This is a genomic window from Streptomyces sp. NPDC007901, assembly GCF_042959465.1.
In the GTDB taxonomy this organism is placed as follows: Bacteria; Actinomycetota; Actinomycetes; order Streptomycetales; family Streptomycetaceae; genus Streptomyces.
Window position 1 is genome coordinate 74415 of sequence record NZ_JBIBKW010000015.1, and the last position, 23179, is coordinate 97593.

The 23179-nt window shown below is 71.6% G+C and carries 21 protein-coding genes; 6 read left to right on the plus strand and 15 right to left on the minus strand.

Annotation, left to right across the window (positions count from 1 at the left end; all coding sequences use genetic code 11):
- Position 1 precedes the first annotated feature (1 nt).
- The 6 genes from ACFZDK_RS37895 to ACFZDK_RS37920 form a co-directional block, all read right to left on the minus strand.
- Positions 2-688 (minus strand): response regulator, encoded by a 687-nt coding sequence (locus tag ACFZDK_RS37895; protein ID WP_359210871.1) that lies wholly within the window; start codon positions 686-688, stop codon positions 2-4.
- Positions 685-3228 carry an ATP-binding protein gene (locus ACFZDK_RS37900; protein WP_390979280.1) on the minus strand — a complete coding sequence of 848 codons (2544 nt, stop codon included), beginning with the start codon at positions 3226-3228 and terminating at the stop codon, positions 685-687. The genes ACFZDK_RS37895 and ACFZDK_RS37900 overlap by 4 nt, the downstream gene beginning before the upstream one ends.
- 150 nt (positions 3229-3378) lie before the next feature.
- Positions 3379-4548 (minus strand): alginate lyase family protein, encoded by a 1170-nt coding sequence (locus ACFZDK_RS37905; protein ID WP_390979282.1) that lies wholly within the window; start codon positions 4546-4548, stop codon positions 3379-3381.
- Positions 4549-4746: 198 nt separating this feature from the next.
- A complete protein-coding gene (locus ACFZDK_RS37910) occupies positions 4747-5508 on the minus strand; it encodes a DUF3710 domain-containing protein (protein WP_390979284.1) in 762 nt (253 codons plus the stop codon).
- Position 5509: 1 nt separating this feature from the next.
- Positions 5510-6055 (minus strand): dUTP diphosphatase, encoded by a 546-nt coding sequence (dut, locus tag ACFZDK_RS37915; RefSeq protein WP_390979286.1) that lies wholly within the window; start codon positions 6053-6055, stop codon positions 5510-5512.
- Positions 6056-6132: 77 nt separating this feature from the next.
- Positions 6133-6717, minus strand: coding sequence for a hotdog domain-containing protein (locus tag ACFZDK_RS37920; RefSeq protein ID WP_390979288.1), 585 nt, complete (start codon positions 6715-6717; stop codon positions 6133-6135).
- A gap of 58 nt (positions 6718-6775) precedes the next feature.
- Here ACFZDK_RS37920 and ACFZDK_RS37925 point away from each other — a divergent pair, with 58 nt between their 5' ends.
- Positions 6776-7246 carry a DUF3093 family protein gene (locus ACFZDK_RS37925; RefSeq protein ID WP_390979290.1) on the plus strand — a complete coding sequence of 157 codons (471 nt, stop codon included), beginning with the start codon at positions 6776-6778 and terminating at the stop codon, positions 7244-7246.
- 57 nt (positions 7247-7303) lie between these two features.
- On the opposite strand, the gene ACFZDK_RS37930 is transcribed toward ACFZDK_RS37925, so the two are convergent.
- The 4 genes from ACFZDK_RS37930 to ACFZDK_RS37945 all read right to left on the minus strand — a co-directional run bounded on the left by ACFZDK_RS37930 (position 7304) and on the right by ACFZDK_RS37945 (position 10842).
- Complete coding sequence (locus tag ACFZDK_RS37930; RefSeq protein ID WP_390979292.1) at positions 7304-8221, minus strand: hypothetical protein; 918 nt, start codon at positions 8219-8221, stop codon at positions 7304-7306.
- Positions 8222-8234: 13 nt separating this feature from the next.
- Positions 8235-8531 (minus strand): DUF4193 domain-containing protein, encoded by a 297-nt coding sequence (locus ACFZDK_RS37935; RefSeq protein WP_005481602.1) that lies wholly within the window; start codon positions 8529-8531, stop codon positions 8235-8237.
- Positions 8532-8932: 401 nt separating this feature from the next.
- Complete coding sequence (locus tag ACFZDK_RS37940) at positions 8933-10183, minus strand: ATP-binding protein (protein ID WP_390979522.1); 1251 nt, start codon at positions 10181-10183, stop codon at positions 8933-8935.
- 5 nt (positions 10184-10188) lie between these two features.
- Positions 10189-10842 (minus strand): response regulator transcription factor, encoded by a 654-nt coding sequence (locus ACFZDK_RS37945; protein ID WP_003993508.1) that lies wholly within the window; start codon positions 10840-10842, stop codon positions 10189-10191.
- A gap of 419 nt (positions 10843-11261) precedes the next feature.
- On the opposite strand from ACFZDK_RS37945, the gene ACFZDK_RS37950 reads away from it, so the two are divergent.
- Entirely contained in the window at positions 11262-11435 is a 174-nt protein-coding gene (locus ACFZDK_RS37950) for a hypothetical protein (protein ID WP_165939545.1), read from the plus strand.
- Positions 11436-11568: 133 nt separating this feature from the next.
- Here ACFZDK_RS37950 and ACFZDK_RS37955 read toward each other — a convergent pair whose 3' ends face one another.
- Positions 11569-12384: an inositol monophosphatase family protein gene (locus ACFZDK_RS37955; protein WP_390979295.1), complete on the minus strand. Its 816-nt coding sequence runs from the start codon at positions 12382-12384 to the stop codon at positions 11569-11571.
- Positions 12385-12392: 8 nt separating this feature from the next.
- Positions 12393-13520 (minus strand): ferrochelatase, encoded by a 1128-nt coding sequence (locus tag ACFZDK_RS37960; protein ID WP_390979297.1) that lies wholly within the window; start codon positions 13518-13520, stop codon positions 12393-12395.
- Between the two features lie 166 nt (positions 13521-13686).
- Here ACFZDK_RS37960 and ACFZDK_RS37965 point away from each other — a divergent pair, with 166 nt between their 5' ends.
- The 3 genes from ACFZDK_RS37965 to sepH all read left to right on the plus strand — a co-directional run bounded on the left by ACFZDK_RS37965 (position 13687) and on the right by sepH (position 17770).
- Complete coding sequence (locus tag ACFZDK_RS37965) at positions 13687-14925, plus strand: MFS transporter (protein ID WP_390979299.1); 1239 nt, start codon at positions 13687-13689, stop codon at positions 14923-14925.
- Positions 14885-16213 (plus strand): D-arabinono-1,4-lactone oxidase, encoded by a 1329-nt coding sequence (locus tag ACFZDK_RS37970; RefSeq protein WP_390979301.1) that lies wholly within the window; start codon positions 14885-14887, stop codon positions 16211-16213. Before ACFZDK_RS37965 ends, ACFZDK_RS37970 begins: the two co-directional genes overlap by 41 nt.
- A gap of 510 nt (positions 16214-16723) precedes the next feature.
- Positions 16724-17770, plus strand: coding sequence for a septation protein SepH (gene sepH, locus ACFZDK_RS37975; RefSeq protein ID WP_390979303.1), 1047 nt, complete (start codon positions 16724-16726; stop codon positions 17768-17770).
- A 65-nt stretch (positions 17771-17835) separates the two neighbouring features.
- On the opposite strand, the gene ACFZDK_RS37980 is transcribed toward sepH, so the two are convergent.
- A complete protein-coding gene (locus tag ACFZDK_RS37980; RefSeq protein WP_390979305.1) occupies positions 17836-18678 on the minus strand; it encodes a rhodanese-like domain-containing protein in 843 nt (280 codons plus the stop codon).
- 314 nt (positions 18679-18992) lie between these two features.
- Here ACFZDK_RS37980 and ACFZDK_RS37985 point away from each other — a divergent pair, with 314 nt between their 5' ends.
- Positions 18993-19796: a VOC family protein gene (locus tag ACFZDK_RS37985; protein WP_390979307.1), complete on the plus strand. Its 804-nt coding sequence runs from the start codon at positions 18993-18995 to the stop codon at positions 19794-19796.
- An 87-nt stretch (positions 19797-19883) separates the two neighbouring features.
- On the opposite strand, the gene ACFZDK_RS37990 is transcribed toward ACFZDK_RS37985, so the two are convergent.
- Both ACFZDK_RS37990 and ACFZDK_RS37995 read right to left on the minus strand, forming a co-directional pair.
- Positions 19884-22295 carry an endonuclease/exonuclease/phosphatase family protein gene (locus tag ACFZDK_RS37990; protein ID WP_390979309.1) on the minus strand — a complete coding sequence of 804 codons (2412 nt, stop codon included), beginning with the start codon at positions 22293-22295 and terminating at the stop codon, positions 19884-19886.
- 220 nt (positions 22296-22515) lie between these two features.
- Complete coding sequence (locus tag ACFZDK_RS37995; protein WP_390979311.1) at positions 22516-23160, minus strand: thymidine kinase; 645 nt, start codon at positions 23158-23160, stop codon at positions 22516-22518.
- Between the last annotated feature and the right edge of the window lie 19 nt (positions 23161-23179).

Consider the following 23179-nt stretch of genomic DNA (forward strand, 5'->3'; position numbering starts at 1 on the left):
CTCACTTCTCGAACCGGTACCCCATCCCCGGCTCCGTGATGAAGTGCTTCGGGTGCGACGGGTCCGCCTCCAGCTTCCGGCGCAGCTGGGCCATGTACACGCGCAGGTAGTTGGTCTCCGTCCCGTACGACGGCCCCCAGACCTCCTGCAGCAGCTGCTTCTGGCTGACCAGCCGGCCGGTGTTGCGGACCAGCACCTCCAGCAGGTGCCACTCGGTCGGGGTGAGCCGGACGTCCTTGCCGGCCCGGTTGACCTTCTTGGCGGCCAGGTCGACGGTGAACCCGTCGGTCTCCACCAGGACGTCGTCCTCGCCGCCCCCGGCGACGGGCTCGGCACGGCGCACGGAGGCCCGCAGCCGGGCCAGCAGCTCGTCCATGCCGAAGGGCTTGGTGACGTAGTCGTCGGCGCCCGCGTCGAGCGCCTCGACCTTCTCGTCGGAGGAGTGCCGGGCGGACAGCACCAGGATCGGCACCCGGGTCCAGCCGCGCAGCCCCCTGATCACCTCGACGCCGTCCATGTCGGGCAGGCCGAGATCGAGGACGACCACGTCGGGGTGGCGGGAGGCAGCCAGTTCGAGGGCGGTACGGCCGTCGGGGGCCGCGTCGACCTCGTACTTGCGCGCCTTGAGGTTGATCACGAGGGCGCGCACGATCTGCGGCTCGTCGTCGACCACGAGCACCCGGGTCATGAGGCCTGCCTTTCCGGTTCTGCCGCTGCTTGCGGCGCGGTGACCGATCCTGCCGCGCGGAGGCTGAGGACCATGGTGAGCCCGCCGCCGGGCGTGTCCTCGGCGTTGAGGGTGCCGCCCATCGCCTCCGCGAAGCCCCGGGCGACCGCGAGCCCGAGTCCGACCCCGGCGCCGCGCGGAGCGTCACCGTAGCGCTGGAAGGGTTCGAATATGCGCTCTTTGGCGTCGTCGGGCACGCCGGGCCCGCGGTCCACGATCCGCACCTCCACCCGGTCGGCGATGGCGCTCGCGGAGACGAGCACGGGCCGGTCGGACGGGCTGTACTTGACGGCGTTCTCGACCAGGTTGGCCACCGCCCGCTCCAGCAGCCCGGCGTCGGCCTCGACCATCGGCAGGCTCTCGGGGACGTCGAGGTCCACGCTGCCGTCCGGCACCCCCACCAGCGCCATCGGGACCACCTCGTCGAGGTCGAACTCGCGGACGATCGGGACGACGGTGCCGGTCTGCAGCCGGGACATGTCGAGGAGGTTGCCCACGAGGTGGTCGAGCCGGTCGGCGCCCTCCTCGATGCCCTCCAGGAATTCCGCCTGGTCCTCCTCGGACCACGCCACGTCGTCCGAGCGGAGCGAGGTGACGGCCGCCTTGATGCCGGCGAGCGGGGTGCGCAGGTCGTGGCTGACGGCGGCCAGCAGTGCCGTGCGGATCCGGTTGCCCTCCGCGAGGGCGCGGGCCTGCTCGGCCTCCTCCCTCAGGCGTCTGCGGTCCAGTACGACGGCGGCCTGGGCGGCGAAGGCGGCGAGCACCCTGCGGTCCTCGGCGGGCAGCACCCGGCCGGTCAGCGCGAGGGCCATGTGGTCGCCGACGGGCATGTCGACGTCGGCGTCCTCGGGCCGGCCGAGGGCGGGCCCGAAGCCGGCCCGGCCCGCGCAGGTCCAGGGTTCCACGTCGCTCGCCCGCTCCAGCAGGGCGGCGGACTCCATGCCGAAGGTCTCCCGGACCCGTTCGAGGAGCGCGTCCAGGCTCGTCTCGCCTCTCAGCACGTTGCCGGCGAGGAAGGAGAGGATCTCCGACTCGGCGCGCAGCCGGGCCGCCTGGTGGGTGCGGCGGGCGGCGAGGTCCACGACCGAGGCGACGGACAGCGCGACCCCGAAGAAGATCACGATGGCGACGATGTTCTTCGGGTCGGCGACGGTCAGCCGGTGCAGGGGCGGGGTGTAGAAGTAGTTCAGCAGCAGCGACCCGAGGGCCGCCGAGGCCAGCGCCGGGAAGAGCCCGCCGAGCAGCGCGGCCGCGACCGTGAAGGTCAGGAACAGCAGCATGTCGTTGGCGAGGCCGAGGGCGACGGTGTTCAGCAGCACCGCCATGGCGGCCGGGCCGGCCAGGCCGACGATCCAGCCCGCGATGATCCGGCCGCGCCCCAGCCGTGCGCCCCGGGCCACGGGCAGCCCGCGCCCCTTCCCGGCCTCGTCGTGGGTGACGATGTGGACGTCCAGGTCGGGCCCCGACTCGCGGGCGACGGTGGCACCGACGCCGGGCCCGAGGACGTACTGCCAGGCCTTGCGGCGCGAGGAACCGAGCACTATCTGGGTGGCGTTGACGCCGCGCGCGAAGTCGAGCAGGGCGGCCGGTATGTCCTCGCCGACGACGTGGTGGAAGGTGCCGCCGAGGTCCTCCACCAGGGTGCGCTGGACGGCGAGTTCCTTCGGGGAGGCGGAGGTCAGCCCGTCGCTCCGGGAGATGTAGACGGCGAGCACCTCGCCGCCGGCGCCCTTCTCGGCGAGCCGCGCGGCCCGTCGTATCAGCGTCCGTCCCTCGGGACCGCCGGTCAGGCCCACGACGATCCGCTCCCGCGAGCCCCAGATCGCCGACACCCGGTGCTCGCTGCGGTACTGCTTCAGGTACTCGTCGACCCGGTCGGCCACCCACAGCAGCGCCAGCTCGCGCAGGGCGGTGAGGTTGCCGGGCCGGAAGTAGTTGGACAGGGCCGCGTCGACCTTGTCCGACTGGTAGATGTTGCCGTGCGCCATGCGCCGGCGCAGCGCCTGGGGCGACATGTCGACCAGCTCGATCTGGTCCGCGCGCCGTACCACCTCGTCGGGCACGGTCTCGCGCTGGCGCACACCGGTGATGGACTCCACGACGTCACCGAGGGACTCCAGGTGCTGGATGTTGACGGTCGAGACCACGTCGATCCCGGCGGCGAGCATTTCCTCGACGTCCTGCCAGCGCTTGGGGTTGCGGGAGCCCGGGATGTTGGTGTGCGCGAGTTCGTCCACCAGGGCGACGGCAGGGGCGCGGCGCAGTACGGCGTCCACGTCCATCTCGGTGAAGGCGGCGCCCCGGTACTCCAGTGCCCGGCGCGCGACCTGTTCCAGGCCGTGCAGCATCACCTCGGTGCGCGGCCGGTCGTGGTGCTCCACGAAGGCGACCACGCAGTCGGTGCCCCGTTCCACGCGCCGGTGCGCCTCGGCGAGCATGGCGTAGGTCTTGCCCACGCCCGGTGCCGCGCCGAGGTAGATCCGAAGCTTGCCGCGTGCCATGGCCCCATTGTCTTCCCGTGACTGCCGTATACGCAGCGTCGACCTTACGGCCGACAATCCCGGTGAACGGGGCGGGAAGCCGGGCGGCGGGCATCTTTGACACAACCCTGATGGGCGCCGGTACAGCGGGTCCGGCGCCCTGCCGGTGGCTCAGTTGGGGTTGTCACCGTGGGTGAGCGTCTCCCAGGCGACGAAGAGGTTGTTGGTGCCCGCGGGGCGGTTGTTCTGGGTGAGTGTCTGGGTGTTGGTCATGGCGATGCCCAGTCGGTTGTGGAGGGCGTTGTAGCCGACCTCGGTGACGGGGCCGAGGCCGAGGGTGAGGGAGCCGCCGCAGAGCCAGCTGGGGACGGCGGTGCCCAGCTGGTACTTGGCCTGGAAGCCGAGCGCCTGGCGCAGCCGCTCGCCGACGTCCGTGCCGTACAGGTCCTCGCCCTGGATCCGGCTGGTCTCGGCGATGTGCGAGATCGAGGAGATGCCGTACCCGGTGTGCGTGAAGTCCCGGCAGGTCTCCTGGGTGAGGCCGGTGACGAAGGTGGACTGGCCCTGCCAGTAGGAGACGATCTTGGCGGTGGTGTCGAGGTTCTGGCTGGGCACGGTCTTCGGCACCGACCCGTCGGAGGCCAGGTAGACATAAGCGGCCGCGCGGGTGCGGAACTTGGCCATGGCCGTGTCGTACGACGTCTTGTCCTCCAGGAAGACGGAGATGCCGACGGCGGCCTCCATCATCGTCAGCTCCCAGTTGCCGTTGGAGTTGGAGCCCTTGATGACGGTGGGGAGGTAGACGTTGCGCAGCATGGTGGCGAAGCGGGCCTGGTTGGCCCAGGTGCCGGTGTAGGTGTACTTGATGATCTCGGCGGCCTTGGGCCAGGAGGAGCCGGCCCAGCCGGTCTGCAGGGGCGCGTTGCTGTTGGTGTGGCTGGTGATGGTGGCCGACCAGGCGTCCATGATCTGGATGGCCTTCTGGGCGTACCGGGCGTCCTTGGTGATGTACCAGGCGAGGGCGTCGGTGTACGCGGCGATCGCGTCCTCGCGCTCGTCGGTGCAGCCGTAGTTCGGGTTCGAGTACGACCCGCACTCGACCGTCGCCCGGGGCGCGGGCGTGCGGTTCAGGTCGGCGTACTTGCTCGCCATCATCTGGTCGTAGGCCGCTTTCCAGGGCTGGGCGCCGGCCAGCACCTCGGTGCGGGCGAAGTCCAGCTGGGCCTTGGAGACGGTGACTCCGGGGTGCACGAAGGTGCTCGGGGCGGAGTGGGCGGCGGGCGCCGTGAAGACGCCCAGGAGCAGGGCTCCCACGGCCGCGAGCAGGGGGATGCGACGCACAGCGGCTCCGTTCTCGTACGTTCTCGTATGTGAACCTGGAGCGCCTTTGTGAACAGAGGCGTTGACCCGAGACCGTAGGTACGGACCAGACTTCCGTCAAGATGTGAAGGAAGGGGCGGGCATTCACACCGGGGGCGGCGGGCATGTGAAAGGGCCGCACCCCACAGGGGGTACGGCCCTTGTCGCTTCCCGCTCCCGCTACCGGACCTCGGTGATCTCCGGTCCGCGCTGGAGCTGACCCATGCCACCGGAGAAGCGCGAGGACTCCTCCTGCTGAACGCCCTCGGGCACCATCTGGGCGTCGTTCGGCAGCTTCAGGACAATCGGGTCGCGGGGTGCCATCGGGCCCTCACCGCGGACCACGACGGTGTCCCGGAAGATCTGCTCCAGCAGCCCGGCGGCCTGCGGCTGCACCGCGCCCTGCCCGGAGATCACCCCGCGCAGGAACCAGCGCGGGCCGTCCACACCCACGAACCTGACGACCTGGAAGCCGCCGGTGCCGTCCGGCAGTTGCACTGGCACCTGGGCGCGCAGCTCCCAGCCCAGCGGACCCTCGACCTCGTCGACGATGCCGCCCTGCTGGGTGATGCCGGAGCCGATCTCCTCGCGCACCTCGCCCCAGATGCCCTCGCGCTTGGGCGCGGCGAAGGCCTGGAGCTGGACCGCGCTGTCGCGCAGCACGACGGTCGCCGCGACGATCGCGTCGCCCGCGACCTCGACCCGGAGCTCCATGCCGTCCACGCCGGGCACGAACAGACCGCCGAGGTCCACCCGGCCCTCGCCGGGCTCGCGCACCTCGGTGGCGTCCCACGGCCCGTCGGGCCGGGGCTCCGGCTCCAGGCGTACGCGCTCGCGCTCGCCCTCTTCCTCGTCCGCCTCGGTGTCGACGCTGTCGACGACCTGCTCGGCCTCGCCGGCCGCGTCCTCGGCGGCACCCTTCTTGTTGCGACGTCCGAACACGTCACTGTCCTTCCCGGTCGGATACGACCGAAGCGTATCGATTCCCACCCGTCCGACCGCCCTCGGCGGCCTGACCGCTTGTGCCGCTCGCGTCGCCCACCGCGGCGTGCCCGCCGGTGGACCCGAAGCCCCCTTCGGCCCGCGCCGCATCGGGAAGCTCCGCGACCTCCTGGAAGCGGACCCTCTCGACCTGCTGGACGACCAGTTGGGCAATCCGGTCGAAGCGCTCGAACCGCACGGCCTCGCGCGGGTCGAGATTCACCACGATCACCTTGATCTCTCCACGGTACCCGGCATCAATCGTCCCCGGGGCATTCACGAGGGCCACACCGCACCGGGCGGCGAGCCCCGAACGAGGGTGCACGAAGGCCGCGTACCCGTCCGGGAGGGCGATCGACACCCCCGTGGGCAGTACGGCCCGCTCTCCGGGCTTCAGCTCGCACGCCTCGGTGGTGCGCAGATCGGCTCCCGCGTCACCGGGGTGCTCGTACGCCGGAAGCGGTACGTCGGGGTCGACACGGCGGATGAGGACGCCGAGAGGGCTCACGGTACGGGCGGGGCTCACGGGATGCGGAGGGCTTTCGGGGTGCGGCGGGCTTGCGGGCTGCGTCCGGCTTGCGGGGTTCACGGGTTCACCTCGAAGGCGCGGGCGCGCCGGACCTGGTCCGGGTCGCTCATGGCGGCCTGGATCTCCGTCTGACGACCGTTGTCGACGAAGTGCTCGACCGGGACCTCGATGAAGAGGGCGTCGGCCCGGACCGCGACCGGGCCCTCGGGGCCGTCCACGCGTCCGGTGGCGGTCGAGTAGATCTTCCGGCCGGCCACGGCGACGACCTCGGCCTCCAGGTGGAGCGTGGTGCCGACGGGCACCGGCCGCACGAAGTCGGTCTCCAGCCGTCCGGTGACGGCGATCTTCCGCAGCAGCCAGTTCAGCGAGCCGAGCGTCTCGTCGAGGGCGCTGGCCAGGACTCCGCCGTGGGCAAGGCCCGGGGCGCCCTGGTGGGCGGGGCGCACGGTGAACTCGGCGGTGAGGGAGACTCCCTCGCCGGCCCGCACCTCCAGATGCAGCCCGTGCGACTGCCCATGGCCACACCCGAAACAGTGTTCGTAGTGGGCACCGATGAACTCACCGGGCGCGGGAGCATCGGGATGCCGCACCGGTTTCTCGGCGTAGGCGGGGGGCTGAAGAGCTGCGGAACTACCACTCACAGCCGCAGACCTTACCCGCGCGTCCGGTGAATCCGGACACCGTGCCAAGCTTGGGCCCATGCAGCTCTCCGCCACCCCGTACGAAGAACGCCTCACCGCCCCCCGGTCGTGGTGGTTCGTCAGCTTCCTGGTCGGCGTCTCGTTCGCCCTGATCCTGCTGCCCTTCGGCACCCTGCCGATGCTCGGCGGCCTGGCCGGCGGCACGGCGGCGGCAGCGGTGGTGGCCAGCTCGTACGGCTCCCCGCGCATCCGGGTCGTGGGCGACTCGCTGATCGCGGGCGAGGCGAAGATCCCGGTGTCGGCCCTGGGCGAGTCGCACATCCTCGACCCCGAGGAGGCGCGCGCCTGGCGCACGTACAAGGCCGACGTCCGCGCCTTCCTGCTGCTGCGCTCCTACATCCCCACCGCCCTCCGCGTGGAGGTCACGGACCCGCAGGACCCGACGCCCTACCTGTACCTCTCCACGCGTGAGCCGGAGGCGCTGGCGACAGCCATCGAATCGGCGAAGACCGCGACCACGCAGCCGTAGGCACCGCCGACCGGCGTTCCGCTCCGCCGCCCGGCCCGGTTTCCGGCGCGGCGGCGGTCAGGCGCCGAAGTCCTCCGGGAGTTCGGCGATCGGCAGGGGCTCGGCGGGCTTCTCGAGCGGCGGCAGCTCCGGGAGCTCGTCCCACGGCACCTGGATCTTCCTCAGGTCCGTCCGGATCCGCGCCGCCAGCTTCTTGGTGTCCCGGCGGTTCATGACCGCCCCCACCGCGGCGCCCACCATGAACGGCATCAGGTTGGGCAGGTCCCGCACCATGCGCTTCATGATCTGCTGCCGGAGCTCGCGCTTCATCTGCCCGCCGAGGGCGTTGTTGATCGTCGACGGCTTCATCACGTCGATGCCGCGCTCCCCCGACCAGGAGGCCAGGTACGCGGTGCTGCGGGCCTTGAGGTTCCCCGGCGGCCGTACGCCGTACACCTCGTGCAGCTCGGCGATCAGCTTCAGCTCGATCGCGGCGACCCCGGTGATCTCCGCGGCCAGCTCGGTCGGCATGGCCGGCGGCACCGGCAGCATCGCCGCCGCACCGACCCCGGCCCCGACCGCCGAGGTCGCGCCCGCGGCACCCGCCACCAGTTTGTCGGCGAGCTGCTCGGGCCCGAGACCCGGGAACTGGCGGCGCAGGGACGCGAGGTCACGTACGGGGACACGCGGGGCGATCTCGATGATCCGGTCAGCGAGGTAGCCGAGCCCCGCTTTCGCCCGGCTGCCGCCCATACGGGCGCCTTCCCGGGCCAAGTCCACGGCCTTGTCACGGATGACCGCGACCCGCCGCCTGGCGACGGGCGCGGCCGGGTCCGCCGGCACCGGGAGGTCACCCCGGCCGGCAGCCGGTTCGAGCGAGGCTCCCGGATCGGGCGAGCCTCGCTCGGCGTCACGCGCGCGCGGGCCGTCGGACGGCCCGGAGTCCGCTCCCCGCGAGGGGAAACGGCGCTTCCGAGGTGGGGTCGAGCCAGTCATGCCCGACCCGCCCTCAGTCGCAGTCGCGGCAGATCGGCTGACCGTTCTTCTCCCGGGCCAGCTGGCTGCGGTGGTGCACCAGGAAGCAGCTCATGCAGGTGAACTCGTCCTGCTGCTTGGGCAGCACCCGGACGGCCAGCTCCTCGTTCGAGAGGTCGGCGCCGGGCAGCTCCAGGCCCTCCGCCGCCTCGAACTCGTCGACGTCCACGGCGGACGTGGACTTGTCGTTCCGCCGGGCCTTCAGCTCTTCAAGACTGTCCGAGTCGACGTCGTCGTCGGTCTTGCGTGGAGTGTCGTAATCGGTTGCCATGTCGCTCTCCCCCTCTGGGTGTCTGCGGTGTCTCCAGCGCACGTAACGCGTGAGAGGCCGGACTTGTGCCCGACCCGAGGCGGAGATTTTGCCTCACATCAAGGTCTGTTACTCAATCGACACCCAACCGGACCCCTCAAGAGTGATCGGGTTGAATGGCGATGGGGACCGTACACGGTCCTGTCGAGGCACTTCAAAAGCGCCTCATCCTGTACTTCCCGTGATCAAGACCCCTGAAAACAGGGATTTTCCCGGCTTTATTCCCCTAGCCATGATCACGGAGCGTAGATGGCCGGAAATCCGCCCATGTGATCGATCACACACGGGGGTACGCGCCACGCCGCCCGAAAATTCCGCGCAAAGCGAACATCCCCCGCGTGTGTCCCGATCTTGTAACTGGCTCAGACCGGCAGAGTGACCCGCATCACGATCCCGCCGCCCTCACGGGGCTGGGCCGCGATATGGCCGCCGTGCGCCCGGGCCACGGACCGCACGATGGACAGGCCGAGGCCGACGCCCTTGTCGCTGCCCGTGCGCTCGGTACGGAGCCGTCTGAAGGGCTCGAAGAGGTTGTCGATCTCGTACGCCGGCACCACCGGTCCGGTGTTCGCGACGGACAGTACCGCCTGGCCGTGCTGGATCTCGGTGCTGACCTCGACCCACCCGTCCTCGGGCACGTTGTAGCGCACCGCGTTCTGCAGCAGGTTGAGCGCGATCCGCTCCAGCAGCACGCCGTTGCCCTGGACGACCGCCGGTTTCCGCTGGCCCCTGATGGTCACACCCTTGGCCTCCGCCTCGGCGTGCACCTGGTCGACGGCCTGGGAGGCCACCTCGGCCAGGTCGACCGGCTTGCGCTCGATGATCTGGTTGTCGCTGCGGGCGAGCAGCAGCAGTCCCTCCACGAGCTGCTCGCTGCGCTCGTTGGTGGCCAGCAGCGTCTTGCCGAGCTGCTGCAGCTCCATCGGCGCGTTCGGGTCGGAGAGGTGGACCTCCAGGAGCGTGCGGTTGATCGCCAACGGCGTGCGCAGCTCGTGGGAGGCGTTGCCGACGAAGCGCTGCTGGGCGGTGAAGGCCCGCTGCAGCCGCTCCAGCATGTCGTCGAAGGTGTCCGCGAGTTCCTTGAGCTCGTCGTCCGGACCGTCCAGCTCGATCCGGCGGGACAGGTCCGAGCCGGCCACCGCGCGGGCGGTGCGGGTGATCCGGCCGAGCGGGGAGAGCACCCGGCCGGCCATGGCGTAGCCGAACGCGAAGGCGATCACGGCGAGGCCGAGGAGGGCCAGCAGCGAGCGGCTGAGCAGGTTGTCCAGGGCCGCCTGGCGCTGGTGGTCCACGCACTGGGCGATCGCGGAGTTGAAGTCCGTGATCGGCACGTTGGGCATGCCGGTGATCGCCGCGCACTTGTCGCTGGAGACCTTGATGTCGGAGCCGCTGACGATCTTGAAGAACGGCTGGTTACCGGTGCTGATCGCCTGCGCGGCCAGCAGGTAGATGATCGACAGCAGCAGGATGCCGGCGATCAGGAACATGCCGCCGTACAACAACGTGAGCCGTATGCGGATGGTGGGGCGCAGCCACGGGAAGACCGGCTGCGGCCTCCTCGGGTCCCAGGTCGGCTTCGGGGGTGCCTGCGGGGGTGCGGGAGTGGTCGCCACAGTCATCAGATCCGGTATCCCGAACCGGGGACGGTGACGATGACAGGGGGCTCGCCGAGCTTGCGGCGCAGGGTCATCACGGTCACGCGCACGACGTTGGTGAACGGGTCCGTGTTCTCGTCCCACGCCTTCTCGAGGAGCTGCTCGGCGGAGACCACGGCGCCCTCGCTGCGCATCAGCACCTCCAGGACGGCGAACTCCTTGGGCGCGAGCTGGACCTCCTTGCCGTCGCGGAAGACCTCGCGGCGGTTCGGGTCGAGCTTGATGCCGGCGCGCTCCAGGACGGGGGGCAGCGGCACGCTGGTACGGCGGCCGAGGGCCCGCACGCGCGCGATGAGCTCGCTGAAGGCGAAGGGCTTGGGGAGGTAGTCGTCGGCGCCGATCTCCAGGCCCTCGACGCGGTCGCTGACGTCGCCGGACGCGGTCAGCATCAGGACGCGCGTGGGCATGCCCAGCTCGACGATCTTGCGGCAGACGTCGTCGCCGTGCACGAGGGGGAGGTCACGGTCGAGGACGACCACGTCGTAGTCGTTGACGCCGATGCGCTCCAGGGCGGCCGCACCGTCGTACACGACGTCGACGGCCATGGCCTCCCGGCGCAGTCCGGTGGCCACCGCATCGGCGAGCAGTTGCTCGTCCTCGACGACGAGTACGCGCACGTCGCTTGTCCTTCCTCTGTCCACCCGCGTAGCGCGCACCGGCGCACACGGGCAGGGTTCTCCACGGGATGTGTGACCTCCATCCTGCCCTTTTCGGCCATAAGTCGGCAGTAAGACGGGGGTGGGGACGGCCGGATCGGAGGCCGCCGGGCGGGAATGCGAGATTTTCTCCTGCGGTTGAGGTTTCCACGGAAGGGAGCGGGGGGAGGACGGCATGTACACCCCGCGATCACGCTCTGCATGTGCCGCAACACCATGCGGTACGTACACCGCCGCTACAGCAGAGTGGACGATGGGGGTGTCCGGCACCGTCGCCGCCCAGCAGGGCAGCGCTGGGCACCCGCGAGAGACGTGATCGCCCCTTTCGAACGGCACACCCCCGTGCCACCGACCCACGACCCTGGACGAGGGGGCGCAGCATGGACGCATTCACGACGGGACTTCTGCAGCGCATAAAGGCGACCGAGTCCGACATCACCCGGGCTCGTGACGAGGGCGACGACTTCCTCGTCGAAGTGGAACAGGCCGAGCTCGACGACCTGCGCCGCCTCGCCGCCGAACACGGTGTGGAAGTCGGCGCGACCAGCGTCTGATCCAGCCCACAGCGCACGAACAGGGCCCCGGCGAATCCAGCGCCGGGGCCCTGCCCGTACCTGACCCCTGCCCGCCGCGACCGCGTTCGATTCCTGCCGGACGCCGGTCCCCGGCGGCGGTTGCGGCGGTTCCTCAGTCGTGCCAGGCGCCGAAGTCCTCCAGCAGGCCCTGGAGGGGCTCGAAGACGCCCGGTGTACCGGCGACGGTCAGATCGCGGGACGGGGGCCCTCCGGGGCGGCCACCGGTCAGGGCGCCCGCCTCACGGGCGATCAGGTCCCCCGCTCCCCAGTCCCACGGGTTGAGCCCGCGCTCGAAGTAGCCGTCCAGCCGGCCGCAGGCCACGTCGCACAGGTCGACCGCCGCCGAGCCGCTGCGCCGGATGTCGCGCAGCAGCGGGATCAGCCGGGCGGCGACCTCGGCCTGGTGGGTGCGGACCGCGGTGACGTAGTTGAAGCCCGTGGAGACCAGGGCCTGGTCCAGCGGCGGGGCGGGCCGGCAGCGCAGCTCGCGCTCGCCCTCCCACGCCCCCGTCGCCCGGGCCCCGCGGCCGCGCACCGCGTGGTACGTCTCGCCGCGCATCGGCGCCGCGACGACGCCGACCACGGTCTCCCCGTCCTGCTCGGCCGCGATGGAGACCGCCCAGGTCGGCAGCCCGTAGAGGTAGTTGACGGTGCCGTCGAGCGGGTCGATCACCCAGCGGATCCCGCTGGTGCCCTCCGACGAGGCACCCTCCTCGCCGAGGAAGCCGTCGTCGGGGCGGTGCCCGGAGATCAGGTCGGTGATCAGCTTCTCCGCCGCGATGTCCATCTCGGTCACGACGTCGATCGGGCTGGACTTGGTCCGGGCGACCGCGAGGTCGGCGGGGCGGCCGTCCCGCAGCAGCGCGCCCGCGCGGGCGGCCGCTTCCAGCGCGAGGTCCAGCAGGTCCGTGTACGGGGCGTCGGTCACGGGGCTCCTCACGCGTAGGGGCTGTCGACGCCGGCCGCGGCCGGGCGGGGGGCGCGGGCCGGGCAGCAGCCGACCGGGCAGAGGTCGTGGCTCGCGCCGAGCGCGCCGAGGGCGCACGGCGTGACCTCCCGACCGCTCTCCGCGGCGGCCCGCTCCAGGACCAGGTCACGGATGGCGGCGGCGAACCTGGGGTCGTCCCCGACGGTCGCGGACCGCCGTACCGGCAGCCCCAGCTCCTCGGCCTTGGCCCTGGCCTCCGTGTCGAGGTCGTAGAGGACCTCCATGTGGTCGGAGACGAAGCCGATGGGGGCCATGACGACGGCCGGGACGCCGGCGCCGTGCAGCTCCTCCAGGTGGTCGCAGATGTCGGGCTCCAGCCACGGGATGTGCGGGGCGCCGGAGCGGGACTGGTAGACGAGCCGCCAGGGGTGGTCGACGCCGGTGCGCTCGCGCACCGCCTCGGCGATCAGTTCGGCCACGTCCAGGTGCTCCTCGACGTACGCGCCGCCCTCGCCGTGCGTCTCGACCGGGCCGGAGGTGTCGGCGGACGCCGTCGGGATGGAGTGGGTGGTGAAGGCGATGTGGGCGCCCGCGCGGACGTCCTCGGGGAGGTCGGCGAGGGACGCCAGCACCCCGTCGATCATCGGCTCGAGGAAGCCGGGGTGGTTGAAGTAGTGCCGCAGCTTGTCGACCTTCGGCAGGTCGAGGCCCTCGGCCGCCAGCGCGGCCAGCGAGTCCGCCAGGTTCTCGCGGTACTGGCGGCAGCCCGAGTAGGAGGCGTAGGCACTGGTGGCGAGCACCAGGACGCGGCGGCGGCCGTCGGCGACCATCTCGCGCAGGGTGTCCGTCAGATACGGCGCCCAGTTGCGGTTGCCCCAGTAGACGGGCAGGTCCAGGCCGTGCTCGGCGAAGTCCTTGCGCAGGGCGTCCAGCAGGGCGCGGTTCTGGTCGTTGATCGGGCTGACCCCGCCGAACAGGAAGTAGTGCTGCCCGACTTCCTTGAGACGTTCCTTCGGGATACCGCGCCCGCGCGTCACGTTCTCCAGGAACGGGACCACGTCGTCCGGGCCTTCCGGGCCGCCGAAGGAGAGCAGGAGCAGGGCGTCGTAGGGGGTGGCATCGAGCGCGTCTGACATGTGCCGATCCTGCCACCCGGCGCTGACAGCCCGGAAACAGGAGCGTGAAGAGTCGGATTCGGGAGGTTTATCCCCAGTGCCCAGCGGGTGCATGAGGGTCCCCTTACTCGTAAGCTGTATCAGCCGCAATCACGCCTTACCGAGTACCGAGCCGTCGGAGACCCCCGTGCCCAGCCCCTACCGCGCCCTGTTCGCCGCACCCGGCACCAAGGGCTTCTCCGCCGCGGGCTTCGTCGGCCGGATGCCGCTGTCGATGATGGGCATCGGGGTCGTCACGATGATCTCCCAGATCAGCGGGCGGTACGGTCTCGCGGGCGCGCTCTCGGCCACCATCGCGCTCTCCGCCGCCGCACTGGGCCCGCAGGTGTCCCGGCTGGTCGACCAGCACGGCCAGCGGCGCGTCCTGCGCCCCGCGACCCTGCTCGCGCTCGCGGCGGCGACCGGACTGCTGTTCGCCGCCCGCTACGGGGGGCCGGACTGGGTGCTGTTCGTGTGCGCGGCCGGCATCGGCGCGGTGCCGAGCCTGGGCGCGATGATCCGGGCCCGCTGGGCCGCCCTCTACCGGGGCACCCCGCAGCTGCACATCGCCTACTCCTTCGAGTCCGTCGTCGACGAGGTGTGCTTCATCTTCGGGCCGATCATCTCCATCGGCCTGTCCACGGCCTGGTTCCCGGAGGCGGGCCCGCTGCTGGCCGCCTGCTTCCTCGCCGCCGGCGTCTTCTGGCTGACCGCCCAGCGGGCCACCGAGCCGGAGCCGCACCCGCGCGAGCACCACGGCGGCGGTTCGGCGCTGCGCGCCCCCGGCCTCCAGGTGCTGGTGGCGACCTTCGTGGCCACGGGGGCGATCTTCGGGGCGGTCGACGTGGTGACCGTCGCCTTCGCCGACGAACGCGGGCACAAGGGCGCCTCCAGCGTGGTCCTGGCGCTGTACGCGGCGGGCTCCTGCCTGGCCGGGGTGGTCTTCGGCCTGTTGCGGTTCGCGGGGAAGCCGGAACGCCGGTGGCTGCTGGGCATATGCGCGATGGCCGTGAGTATGATCCCCCTCCTACTGGTCGGAAACTTGCCGCTTCTGGCCGTGGCGCTGTTCGTTGCGGGTCTGTCCATCGCGCCGACGATGATCACGACGATGTCCCTCATCGAAGAGCACGTACCTCGCGCGAAACTCACCGAGGGCATGACCTGGGTGAGTACCGGCCTCGCGGTCGGGGTGGCGCTCGGCTCCTCGGTCGCCGGCTGGGTGATCGACGCTGCCGGGGCCCGTGCCGGGTACGGGGTCCCGGCCGTGTCCGGGGCCGTCGCGGTCGCGGTCGGTTTCCTCGGGTACCGCCGGCTCAGCAGGCCGGTCACGGGTCGGGGAGGCATCGTTGGGCAGCACAGCGAGCGGGAAGAGCGGCACGTGGCGTAACTGGGGAGGGAATGTCACCGTCCGCCCCGCGCGGGAGGTCACGCCCGCCTCCGTGGACGAGCTCGCCGCGGCCGTACGGCAGGCAGCCGAGGACGGCCTGAAGGTGAAGGCGGTCGGCAGCGGGCACTCCTTCACCGCCATCGCCGCCACCGACGGTGTCTCGATCCGCCCTCAACTGTTGACCGGCATCCGCAACATCGACCGCCAGGCCATGACCGTCACGGTCGAGTCGGGTACCCCGCTCAAGAGACTCAATGTGGCCCTGGCCCGCGAGGGTCTGTCGCTGACCAACATGGGCGACATCATGGAGCAGACGGTCTCCGGCGCCACCAGCACCGGCACCCACGGCACCGGCCGTGAGTCCGCCTCGCTCGCCGCCCAGATCAAGGCGCTCGAACTGGTCACCGCCGACGGCTCGGTGCTCACCTGTTCGGAGAAGGGGACCGAAGAAGAGCGCGCGGTGTTCGCGGCGGCCCGGGTCGGCCTCGGCGCCCTGGGCATCGTCACCGCGATCACCTTCGCGGTGGAGCCGGTCTTCCTGCTCGCCGCGCGTGAGGAGCCGATGCCGCTGGACCGGGTGCTCGCCGAGTTCGACCAGCTCCACACCGAGAACGAGCACTTCGAGTTCTACTGGTTCCCGCACACCGGCAACACCAACACCAAGCGCAACAACCGCAGCGCGGGGCCGGCGCAGCCGGTGGGTCAGCTGGCCGGCTGGTTCGAGGACGAGTTCCTCTCCAACGGCGCCTTCCACGCGGCCCAGTTGCTCGGCCGCGCGGCGCCCGCCGTCGTACCGACGATCGCCCGGATCTCCAGCACGGCGCTGTCCGCGCGGAGTTACACGGACATCCCGTACAAGGTCTTCACATCCCCGCGCCGGGTGCGCTTCGTGGAGATGGAGTACGCCGTTCCGCGCGAGGCGCTGGTGGACACGCTGCGGGAACTGAAGGCGATGGTCGACCGTTCAGGTCTCAGGGTGAACTTCCCGGTCGAGGTCCGCACCGCCCCGGCCGACGACATCGCCCTGTCCACCGCCTCCGCCCGGGACAGCGCCTATGTCGCCGTGCACATGTTCCGGGGCACGCCCTACCAGGCGTACTTCACCGCCGCCGAGCGCATCTTCACCGCCCACGAGGGGCGCCCGCACTGGGGCAAGGTGCACACCCGGGACGCGGAGTACTTCGCCGAGGTCTACCCGCGCTTCGGCGAGTTCACGGCGCTGCGGGACCGGCTCGACCCGGACCGGCTGTTCCAGAACGACTACCTGCGGCGGGTACTGGGTCAGTGAACTCGCCCGGCGCCGGGGGCGATTGCTCCCGGCGTCCGCCGGCCCCCTTCGAACTTCCCTTCGCCTCCTCCCCCGTACCGGTTCCGGGAGGGGACGTACGGACGAAAACCATTAGTTCCGTTTCGGTGGATTGCGTGAAGTACGCCACGTGCAAGATCCCCCGAAGCGGGCAACCAGCGGCCGAAGAGCGGTTGTTGCCAGAAGTTGGGCGGCGCGCCAATCCACGCACGTGGCCCGAATGGAGTACTGTTTCGAGCCCTGGGTCCGGTCTCCCGCCAGGGCGTCCGGAGCCTTGCAGGACCGCCGGGAGGGGGCTAGTTGCACAGGGTGACGGAGTTGGTCACTTAGCGTTGCGAATTGGTAACCGTGCCATAACGGCGTTCCCGGGCCTGTGCCCGACACGCCGGGCAACTCGGCAAGGTTGTGGCAGGCTGCACCCGGGCAGGCCACACTCGACTAGCGGAAGCAGCGACGCACGTGACGTCGGCAGGCACCACCCGGGAGGTCCCCATGCCCGAACTGCGTGTCGTGGCCGTCTCCAATGACGGCACACGGCTGGTGCTCAAGGCTGCCGACTCGACGGAGTACACCCTTCCGATCGACGAACGGCTCCGTGCCGCCGTGCGCGGCGACCGGCCCCGGCTCGGGCAGATCGAGATCGAGGTCGAGAGTCATCTCCGGCCCCGAGACATCCAGGCGCGGATACGGGCGGGCGCCAGCGCGGAAGAGGTCGCGCAGCTCGCCGGGATCCCCGTCGACCGGGTGCGGCGCTTCGAGGGTCCGGTACTGGCCGAGCGCGCCTTCATGGCCGAACGAGCCCGCAAGACACCCGTCCGCCGGCCCGGCGAGAACTCCGGTCCGCTGCTCGGCGAGGCCGTGCAGGAGCGACTGGTGCTGCGCGGCGCCGAGAAGGACACCGTCCAGTGGGACTCCTGGCGCCGCGACGACGGCACCTGGGAGGTCCTGCTCGTCTACCGGGTCGCGAGCGAACCGCACTCGGCGAGCTGGACCTACGACCCGCCCCGGCGGCTCGTCCAGGCGGTCGACGACGAGGCGCGCTCGCTGATCGGCGAGTCCGACGACCTCGCCGTACCGGAGCCCAGCTTTCCGTTCGTACCGCGGATCGCGCGACTGCCGCGCGACCGGCCGCTGGACCGCTCCGGCGACCGGGACCGCGAGCGCGAACGGCCGAGCCTGCCCGCGCAGTCGTCCGAGCCGGTCGAGGAGACGACCGGCGAACGCGACTCGCTGACCAGCCTGCTGGAGGCGGTGCCGAGCTTCCGGGGCGACATGGTGGTCCCGGAGCGCCCGGCGGAACCCCAGCCGGAGGAGCCCGTCACGGAACCGGCGGAGGAGGAGCCCCCCGCCCCGGCGGCCTCGGCCGGCTCCGCCTACGCGGACGTCCTGATGCCCCGTTCGGTCGGCAGCCACCGCGACCGGCTGATCGGCGCCACCGACCGCCAGGCCGAGGCCGACGGCGTCCGCCCCGGCCGCCGGGCCGCCGTGCCGAGCTGGGACGAGATCGTCTTCGGCACGCGGCGCAAGAAGCAGGAGTAGGAACAGGTCGTACGACCGTACGAGGACGGGAGGCACGTGCGCGTGCCTCCCGTCCTCGTCGTGAGCTACTGCGGGTCGGGACCGACCGCGACCGGGCGGGACGGATCGGACGACCACTCCGACCACGAACCGACGTACAGCGCCGCCGGAATGCCCGCGACGGCCAGCGCCAGCACCTCGTGGGCGCCGGAGACGCCCGAGCCGCAGTAGACGCCCACCTCGGCCCCCTCCGAGGCGCCCAGGCCCTTGAAGCGGCCCTGGAGTTCGGCGGCGGGCAGGAAGCGCCCGTCCGGGCCGACGTTCTCGGTGGTCGGCGCCGACACGGCACCCGGGATGTGGCCGCCGACCCGGTCGATCGGTTCCACGTCACCCCGGTACCGCTCCCCCGCGCGGGCGTCGAACAGCACACCCGAGCGAGCCAGCCCGGCCGCACCGTCCGCGTCGAGCAACGGCACGGCGCCGGGCGCCGGTTCGAAGTCACCCTGGACCGGCTCGATCAGGTCAGTCGAAAGAGCGCCCTCCCAGGACGGCAACCCGCCGTCGAGCACCCGCACATCCGGGTGACCCGTCCAGCGCAGCAGCCACCAGGCGCGGGCCGCCGCCCAGCCCTGCCCGCCGTCGTAGACGACGACCGGCCGGCCCGCCGAGACGCCCGCGCGGCGCATCGCCGCACCGAAGACGGCCAGGTCGGGCAGCGGATGCCGGCCACGCTCGCCGGGCGCCGAGGCCAGTTCCCCGTCCAGGTCCACAAAGACGGCGCCCGGCAGATGCCCGGCCGCGTACGCGGCCCGGCCGTCGAAGGCCGGCACCCCGGGCGGGGTCAGCTGCCAGCGGACGTCGAGCAGTACGGGCGGGTTCGGCCCGGTCAGGTCGTCGGCGAGTTCGGTTGCGGTGATGATGGCTTCCATGGCCCCATCCTTACGCCAGGGGTGGCCGCAACGTCCAGGTACGACTACTCTGCTCGGCCGGACAGCCTCGATCACCGGGCGTACGGGATCGGGCACATGCTGTACAGCCGATGGACACCCGACGGCAATCGACCGGAAACGGGCGAGAAGCGGCAGACCAGGCATCCTCGCGGCGAAGCCGCCCGCACGGGCGTGGACACCGGACGCCACGGAGGGTGCGGGAACCGGCACGGGGTGTGCACGGGGCTGCGGCAGGACCGGTCCGGGGAGCGGAAGCGACACGGCCACCGCGAGGGGCCGAGGAGAGAGTGACGATGACCGAGGTACGGGGATCGGCGGGCGCGAACGGCGGCACACACGCCCGGCGCGCGCCCGGCACCCCCTGCTGGGTGAGTCTGATGGTGCACGGCTTGACCACGACCGAGGAGTTCTACGGAGCGCTGTTCGGCTGGGAGTTCCAGCCCGGGCCCCAGCAGCTCGGCACCTATGCGCGGGCCCTGCTCGACGGCCGGGAGGTCGCCGGGATCGGGCAGCTGCCGCCGGACCTGCATCTGCCGATCGCCTGGACGCCGTACTTCGCCTCGGACGACGTGGACCTGACGGCCGAGACGGTACGGCTGTGCGGCGGCACCCTGGGCGTCGGCCCGCTGGACGCGGCCGAGGCCGGGCGGATGGCCATCGGCTCCGACCCCTCGGGAGCGGTGTTCGGCATCTGGCAGGCCTCGGCCCACCTCGGCACCGCCGTCACCGGCGTCCCCGGCACACCCGCCTGGAACGAACTGCTCACCTTCGAGACCGGAAGCGTCGCCAAGTTCTACGAGACGGTGTTCGGTTACGAGGAGGAGCCGGTGGTCTCCGCCGGCTTCGACTACGTCACCCTGCACGTCGGGGGCCACCCGGTGGCCGGCATCCACGGCGTCGGCCTCTCGCTGCCCCGGGACCGGGGGCCGCACTGGCTGACGTACTTCGAGGTGGCCGAGGTGGACGCCACGCTGCGCGGGGTGACCGCGCTGGGCGGCCGGGTGCTGAAGCCGGCCCGGGACAGCGCGCACGGGCGGGTGGCCACGGTGGCCGACCCGGAGGGCGCGGTCTTCTCGGTGATCCAGAGCCCGCACTGAGCCCGCGCCCCCGGCCGGTTCACCGGCGGCCGGTCCGGCGTGGGACGGTACGGACCGCGCCGCCGCCCCACGCCTCACTCGCACCGGTCAGTGCTTGCCGCACTTGTTGACGTCGATCCGCACGATCTGCGGGTCGTGGTCGCTGGCCTGGTCCGCGAACTCGGCGTTGATGTGCACCACGTCGTAGTCGAGGTGGGTCACCGCCGGGCTCGTCAGGATGTGGTCCAGGGTCTGCGAGTTGCCGTCGTACACGTAGGTGTAGCGCTGGTCGGCGGGCAGGGTGGTGATCAGCGGCTTGAGGACGCCGCCGTCGGTGAGGGTGGTCACCGTCCGGGAGAACTCGTAGTCGTTCAGGTCGCCGAGGACCACGGCCTTGGCGTTCTTGTCGGCCGCGAGCAGGGACTTGACGAACGTGTTGACCTCGGCGGCCTGGGCCGCGCGCTGGGTCTCCGAGCTGCGGGCCGGCGGCTGGTAGCGGCCGTGCAGGGGCTGGTCGCCACCCTTGGACGTGAAGTGGTTCGCGACGACGAAGACGGTCTCGCCGTGGAAGACGAACTCGCCCACCAGCGGCTTGCGGCTGCTGTCCCAGGCGTCGCTGGTCGGGTCGATCCGGCCCGGGGAGTACGTCAGCTGCGCGCCCTTGCGGGTCTTGACCACGCTGGTGCCCGTGGTCGCGTCGCCGCCGGGCCGGTCGGTGAAGGAGACCCGCTTGGGGTTGAAGAGGAAGACCTGGCGGATGTTGCCGCCGGGCTCGCCGCCGTCCTGGTCGTTCTGGGGCGAGATGTAGCGCCAGGAGTAGCGGGGGCCGCCGGCCGCGCGGATGGCGTCGGTGAACCGCTTCAGGGTCGCCTCGGCGGTGACGGTGCCGTCGTCCGTCGCGCCGTTGTCGTCCTGGATCTCCTCCAGGGCCACGACGTCGGGCGAGTTGAGGTTGACCGCGACGCCCTCGGCGAGCCGGTCGAACTTCTCCTGGTCGTCCAGCGCGTCCAGGTTCTCCACGTTGTACGTGGCGACCGCCAGCTCGTCGCCCTTCTGGCGGCGGGTCACCTCGCGCTGGAGGCCGCCCGCGACCAGGGTGCCGAGCTGGGTGGCCTGGACGTTGTAGCCGCCGTAGGTGGAGTAGTCGAGCGGGCCGGTGGTGGCGCCGGACAGCTCGTCGCCGACGTTGGCCGCCGGGAAGGCGGTGGTGGTGTCGAGGGACATCACCTCGATGCGGCCGGTGCCCGGCTGATCGTAGGAGGAGTAGAGGGTGCCGCCGCGCGGGGTCGGGTTCTCGTCGGGCTTGACCGTGACCCACAGCTCGCCGTACGCGTCGGAGGCGCCGACCACGCGGGCGTCGGAGAACGTGGTCCGCATGCCCTCCAGGGACTCGTAGAAGTCCTGGGCGTAGACGGCCGGCTGGAGCGCGAGCGACTCGATGCTCGCGCCGTCGGCGGTCGGGATGTAGGCGTCCGGTACGGCGGCCGCGTCCAGGGTGACGGCCGCGGGCAGGGCGTTGCCGCTGGAGAGCACGGTCGTGGTCGGGCCGCCGATCTCGGTGACCGACTGGCTGGTGCTGCTCGGGTAGTACTCGCTGACCTTGCCGCTGACCAGCACCGAGTCGCCGACCGCCACGGTGGGGACGGCCGAGCCGGTGTACACGAAGACGCCCTCGCTGGTGCGCGGGTCGGCGTCGGGCGTCGGGTCCTGGATCCAGAAGCCCTTCGAGCCGGAGGTACGGACGCCGGTGACGATGCCCGGCACCTTGGGGACGGTCTGCCCGGCGAGCGGGGAGAGCCGGGTCGTGCCCTGGATGTCGTGGACGCGGACGGTGCCCGGCTGGGTCGGGTCGTCGTCGCCTCCGCCGTCGCCGCCACCCGAACCGGGCGTCTGACCGGCCGAGTTGACCGGCGAGGGGGTGCCGGCGGTGAGGTCCGCCGCGTTGTCGTCGGTGTCGGCCAGGGTGGCGGCCCGCGCCACGGAGGCGGTGTTGGAGGCGCCGGTGGCCGGGCCGCTGCCCTCGCGGACGACGGCGGTGCCGTAGCCGACCAGGTCGACGATCCGGCTGTCGGCCGCGCAGTCGGCGGCCGTCTTGCAGGTCAGCGCGGTGGTGCCGGAGACCAGGGCGAGGGTGCCGGCGGTCGCGCTCATCGCGATCGACCCGGTCGCGTCCGCGGTCGGCAGGGCCGTGGTGCCGCCGGTGCCCTGCGACTCGGCGACCAGGAAGCGGCCGCCGGGGGCGATCGAGCCGCTGAGCTGGGTCACCTGCCACTGCGAGGACGAGGACGGCGAACCGGGCAGGTACTGCACGCTGTAGCCGGCCAGGTCGTACGCGCCGGACCCGGCGTTGCCGAGCTCGACGAAGTCCCGGGTCAGGGTCGCGCCGGAGTTGCCGCCGCCGCCGTACACCTCGGCGATCACCGCCGTGGCGGACGGGGTGGCGTACGCGGCGGGGAGGGCGGTGATCGCGAAGGCGCTCGCCGCGCTCACGGAAATCAGCGGGTAGGCGGCGCGGCGCATGCGGGATCTGCTCCCTGCGGGTCTGGACACGCTGGCGGTCTCCTCGGACGTCGGATGCTGCTACGCGCCGCCGACCGACGGCGCTCGGACCGGTCGTGTGGGGGGAGTCGGCTCAAGTTACGCGCGTAGAGACCTGATCGCCAAGGTGTCCTGGGTTAAATCCAGGAAACGGAGGGGTGGTTGGCGACGCAGCCGCCAACGGCCGCCCGGGCGGCCGGGGTTACGGGACCGGCAGCACGTCGGGCGAGAGGGCCGCCGCCCGGGCCGTCGCGCTCGTCATCCGCTTGCGGTGGTGGCGTCGGCACAGCACCTCGTAACCGACCTTCCCGGCCGAGCCGTTGACGTCTCCGACGACCACCTGGGCGCCCTCGACGACCATCTCGCCGTCGACCGTACGGGCGTTGTGGGTGGCGCGGGCGCCGCACCAGCACAAGGCCTCCACCTGGAGCACCTCGACCCGGTCGGCCAGCTCCACCAGCCGCTGGGAGCCGGGGAACAGCTTGGAGCGGAAGTCGGTGGTGATGCCGAACGCGTAGACGTCCAGGCCCAGGTCGTCGACCACGCGCGCGAGCTGGTCGATCTGCTCCGGCACGAGGAACTGCGCCTCGTCGGCGATGACGTAGTCCGCGCGGCCGCCCTGGGAGAGGTGGTCGACCAGGTAGGCGTACAGGTCCTGCCCGTCCTCGACCTCGACGGCGTCCGTGACCAGGCCCAGCCGGGAGGACAGCTTGCCGTGGCCCGCGCGGTCGTCGCGGCTGAAGATCATGCCGACCAGGCCGCGGGCCGACCGGTTGTGCTCGATCTGCAGAGCCAGGGTCGACTTCCCGCAGTCCATCGTTCCGGAGAAGAACACCAGCTCGGGCATGGGAAGTTGAGCACCTTTC

What these genes read in the sequence shown, in the direction of transcription:
- ACFZDK_RS37895 (WP_359210871.1), bottom strand. Translation starts at nt 688, where the DNA reads ATGACCCGGGTGCTCGTGGTCGACGACGAGCCGCAGATCGTGCGCGCC.
- ACFZDK_RS37900 (WP_390979280.1), bottom strand. Translation starts at nt 3,228, where the DNA reads ATGGCACGCGGCAAGCTTCGGATCTACCTCGGCGCGGCACCGGGCGTG.
- ACFZDK_RS37925 (WP_390979290.1), top strand. Translation starts at nt 6,776, where the DNA reads ATGCAGCTCTCCGCCACCCCGTACGAAGAACGCCTCACCGCCCCCCGG.
- ACFZDK_RS37930 (WP_390979292.1), bottom strand. Translation starts at nt 8,221, where the DNA reads ATGACTGGCTCGACCCCACCTCGGAAGCGCCGTTTCCCCTCGCGGGGA.
- ACFZDK_RS37935 (WP_005481602.1), bottom strand. Translation starts at nt 8,531, where the DNA reads ATGGCAACCGATTACGACACTCCACGCAAGACCGACGACGACGTCGAC.
- ACFZDK_RS37950 (WP_165939545.1), top strand. Translation starts at nt 11,262, where the DNA reads ATGGACGCATTCACGACGGGACTTCTGCAGCGCATAAAGGCGACCGAG.
- ACFZDK_RS37960 (WP_390979297.1), bottom strand. Translation starts at nt 13,520, where the DNA reads ATGTCAGACGCGCTCGATGCCACCCCCTACGACGCCCTGCTCCTGCTC.
- sepH (WP_390979303.1), top strand. Translation starts at nt 16,724, where the DNA reads ATGCCCGAACTGCGTGTCGTGGCCGTCTCCAATGACGGCACACGGCTG.
- ACFZDK_RS37980 (WP_390979305.1), bottom strand. Translation starts at nt 18,678, where the DNA reads ATGGAAGCCATCATCACCGCAACCGAACTCGCCGACGACCTGACCGGG.
- ACFZDK_RS37985 (WP_390979307.1), top strand. Translation starts at nt 18,993, where the DNA reads ATGACCGAGGTACGGGGATCGGCGGGCGCGAACGGCGGCACACACGCC.
- ACFZDK_RS37990 (WP_390979309.1), bottom strand. Translation starts at nt 22,295, where the DNA reads ATGCGCCGCGCCGCCTACCCGCTGATTTCCGTGAGCGCGGCGAGCGCC.
- ACFZDK_RS37995 (WP_390979311.1), bottom strand. Translation starts at nt 23,160, where the DNA reads ATGCCCGAGCTGGTGTTCTTCTCCGGAACGATGGACTGCGGGAAGTCG.